The sequence below is a fragment of the Halovivax sp. genome (assembly GCA_007119345.1).
GTDB lineage: Archaea > Halobacteriota > Halobacteria > Halobacteriales > Natrialbaceae > Halovivax.
Genome location: SKPV01000271.1, coordinates 1 through 4,106, shown reverse-complemented (window position 1 = coordinate 4,106; position 4,106 = coordinate 1). Strand labels below are relative to the sequence as shown.

Genomic DNA, 4,106 nt, shown 5'->3' with positions numbered 1-4,106 from the left:
GGCCTCGTCGACAGCATCAACCCGCTGCTCACCCGAACGCTGTTCTGGTTCTTCGGCCACCCGGTCGTCTACTTCTGGCTGATGCCCGTCTACATGATGTGGTACGTCATGCTGCCGAAGGTCGCCGGCGGCAAGCTCTTTAGCGACCCGCTCGCGCGCGTCGTCTTCGTCCTCTTCCTGATCCTCTCGGTACCCACCGGGATCCACCACCAGTATCTGGATCCGGGGATCGCCGAGGGCTTCAAGTTCATCGCGATGACGAACACGATGTTCCTCCTGCTGCCGAGCCTGCTGACGGCGTTCACCGTCGTCGCCAGCATCGAACACGGCGCCAGACAGCGCGGCGGCGAGGGCCGACTCCGCTGGCTCGGGGCGCTCCCCTGGCGGGATCCCGTCTTCACGGGGATGGCGCTGGCCGGACTGATGTTCGCCGCCGCCGGCTTCTCGGGGATGGTCAACGCCGGCATGAACATCAACTACCTCGTCCACAACACGTTCTGGGTCGTCGGTCACTTCCACCTCACCGTCGGGACGGCCGTCGCGCTCACGTTCATGGCGGTCACCTACTGGTTCCTCCCGCAGGTGACCGGGAAGCCGCTGCGGGGCCGGTCGGTGGCGCTCGTGCAGACGGTGCTGTGGTTCGTCGGCATGGTCTTCATGTCGAACGCGATGCACCGCGGCGGGCTCCTCGGGATCCCGCGGCGGACCGCCGAGCCCCAGTACGCCTTCGAGTTCGAGGCGTCCGTCGGCACCGTCGCCGAACTCGACGCCCAGGTCGTCCTCGGCGGGACGCTGCTGACGATCTCGCTGGTGGCGTTCCTGGCGGTGGTCGTCATGACGGCCCTCGGCGATCGCGGGCCCGTCCCGAACAACGAGTACGCGGCCGCGCTCTCCGGGCCCGACCACGCGCCGGCGGTCCTCGACAACCTGAAGCTCTGGACGGTCGTGGCGGTGATCCTGGTGGTCTTCGCCTACGCGATGCCGCTGTGGAGCATCGTCGAGCGCGGCGGCCTCTTCGGCCCCGGCATCGAGGGGATCGACACGATCCTGCCCTGGATCGACCCGATCGCGACGGTCCTGGAGTCCGCGGTGAGCCCCTGACATGCGCGTCCACCCCGCCCTGCTGTTGGTCCTGCTCGCGCTGACGATCCCGCTGGTCGTCGAGCTCCGGACGATGGCCGTCTGGGTCGGGATCGAGCTCTCGATCGCCCAGACCGCCGCCGTCGGCGCCGTCCTGATCGGCGCATTGGTCGTCTGGGCGCTCTTCCCGGCGGCCGACGTGAGCCCCGAGGCCGGGAACGGATAGGCGGCGAAGTCCGGCCCCGAGGTCGGGGACGGATAGGCGGCGAAGTCCGGCCCCGAGGTCGGGGACGGATAGGCGGCGAAGTCCGGCCCCGAGGTCGGGGACGGATAGGCGGCGAAGTCCGGGTCTCGCACCCGGCCCGCTCAGTCCCGGCGATCGGGCCGGACGATCGTCACCGAGACCGGCGACCGCCGCGCCACCGTCTCGGCGACGCTCCCCAGCAGCACTCGGCCGATCCCCGACCGCCCCCGGCTGCCGACGACGACGTGGTCGGCCTCGAGGTCGTCGACGGCGCCGAGGATCGCTCGGGCCGGCGCGCCGTGGGCGAGCTCCGTCTCGATCGACCGGTCGCGCTCGGCCGCCAGCTTCTCACACTCCGCGAGGACCGTCTCCGCCTCCGCTTCGCGTCGCTCGAGGGCCTCGCGATTCCAGCCGGCCGAGCCGCCGGCCGCGTCTCCCTCGAACGGGTCGAGGACGTGGAGGGCGACGACCTCGGCGTCGTCGAACTCGATCACCGCGTACCGCAGCGCTCGCCGGGCGTGCTCGGAGCCGTCGACCGGAACGAGGACGCGTCGTGCCATTACCGGCGGTACGACCCGCGACTGGAAAAGTCTACGCCGCGGCTCCGGTTCGGGGACGGGTGCGGCGCGGTCGACGGCGCGCGTCGCGATCGGCGATGGTCGACGCGCGTAAAGATGGTGAATGCGTTGGCGGAAAAGAAAACTCCTCGGGAGTTCTGTTCAAGTTTTCCACTCCCCGGGAACTGGCATCGGTATATACGCCGAACCGGTTCCTCTGTTCAGATGTAAAGAGGTGGCCGAACATGTCAACTACAACCCGAAACCGACTCGAGAGCCGCTACGGCGGGATCACCCTGACCGGCACGCCCCACGCGCTGAGCGCGTGGACGGTCGTCGCCCTGCGGTTCGTCATGGGCGGCATGATGCTGTTCGCCGGCCTGGGGAAGTTCGCGTTCGTCAGCGGCGAGGCGTTCGACGCGAGCGGCTTCCTCGTCCACGGCGTCGACGCCGCGAGCCCCGTCAGCGGCCTCTACGCCGCGATGGCCGGTAACGCGGTCGTCCTCGAGACGATCAACGTGATCATCCCGGTCACCCAGGTGCTGATCGGCGTCGCGCTCATCGCCGGCGCATTCGTCCGCCTGGCCGCCCTCGGCGGCGCCATCCAGATGGTGGCGTTCTACCTCGGCGGCTGGGAGGGACAGTGGCTGGCGGCGTTCGACAACACGCTGATCTACGCCGTCGCCTTCGTGGCGCTCGGCGCCTTCGCGGCGGGCCGGATCGCCGGCCTGGACCGCTACATCGAGCGGATCGAGGTCGGCGGCGTCCCGCTGATCGAGCGGTACCCGAAGCTCCGGTACGTCCTGGGTTGAAACCCCGGGCGGATCGGTCACGAACCACTTCTTCTCGCAGCCTTCGTTTTTCTCGCGGCCGTCAGTCACTCGCGGGCCGCCCCCCGGTCGCTCCGCGGCCGGGCCGGCCGCGGAGCGACTACTCCTCCGGCCGGACGATCGTCACCGAGACGGGCGATCGCCTCGCGACGGTTTCGGCGACGCTCCCGAGCAGCACGCGACCGATCCCCGATCGACCGCGACTCCCGATGACGACCTGGTCGACGTCGAGGTCGTCGACGGCGCCGAGGATCGCTCGTTCGGGTCCGCCGTGGGCGAGCCTCGTCTCGACGTCGACCCCGAGGTCGTCGGCGAGCGACTCGTACTCCGCGAGCAGCGCCTCCGCCTCGCGTTCCCGCCGGTCGCGAAACTCGTCGTCCCAGACCGCTTCTTCGGTGACCGAGTACACGTCGAACGGATCGAGCGCGTGGAGGACGATCAGGTCGGCGCCCTCGAACGCCGTCGCCGCCCGTTCGAACGCTTTGCGAGCGTGCGCCGAATCGTCCACCGGAACGAGTACGGTTTCTGCCATGGCGGGCCTACTACCAGCTCCCTTATAAGAGTGGCACACGGATTCGATCGGTGAAGCGTCCGATTTCGGGTCGACGCCGGGTTCGGCCCGGTCAACAGGCCCGGTAAGGCGGGGACGCGCACGTGCACCATCGGCGAATGAATCCGGATCCGAACCGTCCGAAGTCGTCGGCGTCGCGGACCTCCACCCCTGGCCGACTGTTCCGAGCGGTGACGCCTCCCCGCATGCTCTATAGGAGCGCCCATGGTCCGTAGCTGATGGTGACCCAGATGACGGAGCCGTGGTACGGCAAAACGATGGCCGAACGCGAGATCACGAATTTCTTGAACGAGCAGGCGACGGGCGTGCTCAGCCTCTCGAACGAGGGGCGCGCCTACGGGATTCCGATGTCGTTCGCCTACGACGAGGACGACGAGCGCGCGATCATGGACCTCGGATTCGCCGAGGGGAGCAAGAAACGCGAGTTCATCGAGACGACCGACGAGGTCTGTCTCACCGTCTACGAGTGGGAGGGTCCCCACGAGTGGACGAGCGTCGTGGTGAGCGGCCCGTTCCGCCGGCTCTCGGAGGACGATGTCGACGAGGAACTGGAGGGGTGGTACTACCGGGTCGCGACGGACATCGACGTCCCCGCCGGTGACGTCGAACTGGAGTGGTACGCACTCGACGTCGCGGAGGTCTCGGGGGTGGCGCTGTACGAGTGAGAGGCTGGCGGGGCGTCGAGCGGAGGCACCCGGGAAGCCGGAGTCACAGCACCCGATCTCGCAGCGTGTCGAGGTACTTGGCGTTGTAGACGAGCTTGATCGAGTCGCTGGCCGGCGTCCCGACGCAGGTCAGCCGGAGGTTCTCCTCGTCGACCTCCT

The 4,106-nt window shown here is 68.7% G+C and carries 6 protein-coding genes and 1 pseudogene; 4 read left to right on the top strand and 3 right to left on the bottom strand.

The features are described 5' to 3' along the window. On the top strand, positions 1-1,101 hold a 1,101-nt coding region (locus tag QZT59_RS18175; protein ID WP_290819295.1), incomplete at its 5' end, for a cbb3-type cytochrome c oxidase subunit I. Position 1,102: 1 nt separating this feature from the next. Continuing rightward, positions 1,103-1,306: a hypothetical protein gene (locus QZT59_RS18170; RefSeq protein WP_290819294.1), complete on the top strand. Its 204-nt coding sequence runs from the start codon at positions 1,103-1,105 to the stop codon at positions 1,304-1,306. Between the two features lie 140 nt (positions 1,307-1,446). On the opposite strand, the gene QZT59_RS18165 is transcribed toward QZT59_RS18170, so the two are convergent. Next, positions 1,447-1,884: a universal stress protein gene (locus QZT59_RS18165; protein ID WP_290819293.1), complete on the bottom strand. Its 438-nt coding sequence runs from the start codon at positions 1,882-1,884 to the stop codon at positions 1,447-1,449. Positions 1,885-2,126: 242 nt separating this feature from the next. Here QZT59_RS18165 and QZT59_RS18160 point away from each other — a divergent pair, with 242 nt between their 5' ends. After that, positions 2,127-2,693, top strand: a complete 567-nt coding sequence (locus QZT59_RS18160; RefSeq protein ID WP_290819292.1) for a DoxX family protein — start codon at positions 2,127-2,129, stop codon at positions 2,691-2,693. A gap of 118 nt (positions 2,694-2,811) precedes the next feature. Here QZT59_RS18160 and QZT59_RS18155 read toward each other — a convergent pair whose 3' ends face one another. Further along, positions 2,812-3,243 (bottom strand): universal stress protein, encoded by a 432-nt coding sequence (locus tag QZT59_RS18155; RefSeq protein WP_290819291.1) that lies wholly within the window; start codon positions 3,241-3,243, stop codon positions 2,812-2,814. Positions 3,244-3,500: 257 nt separating this feature from the next. On the opposite strand from QZT59_RS18155, the gene QZT59_RS18150 reads away from it, so the two are divergent. Then, positions 3,501-3,947 carry a pyridoxamine 5'-phosphate oxidase family protein gene (locus QZT59_RS18150; RefSeq protein WP_290819290.1) on the top strand — a complete coding sequence of 149 codons (447 nt, stop codon included), beginning with the start codon at positions 3,501-3,503 and terminating at the stop codon, positions 3,945-3,947. A 43-nt stretch (positions 3,948-3,990) separates the two neighbouring features. Here QZT59_RS18150 and QZT59_RS18145 read toward each other — a convergent pair. After that, positions 3,991-4,106, bottom strand: a pseudogene (locus QZT59_RS18145) (ferredoxin); the annotation flags it as partial.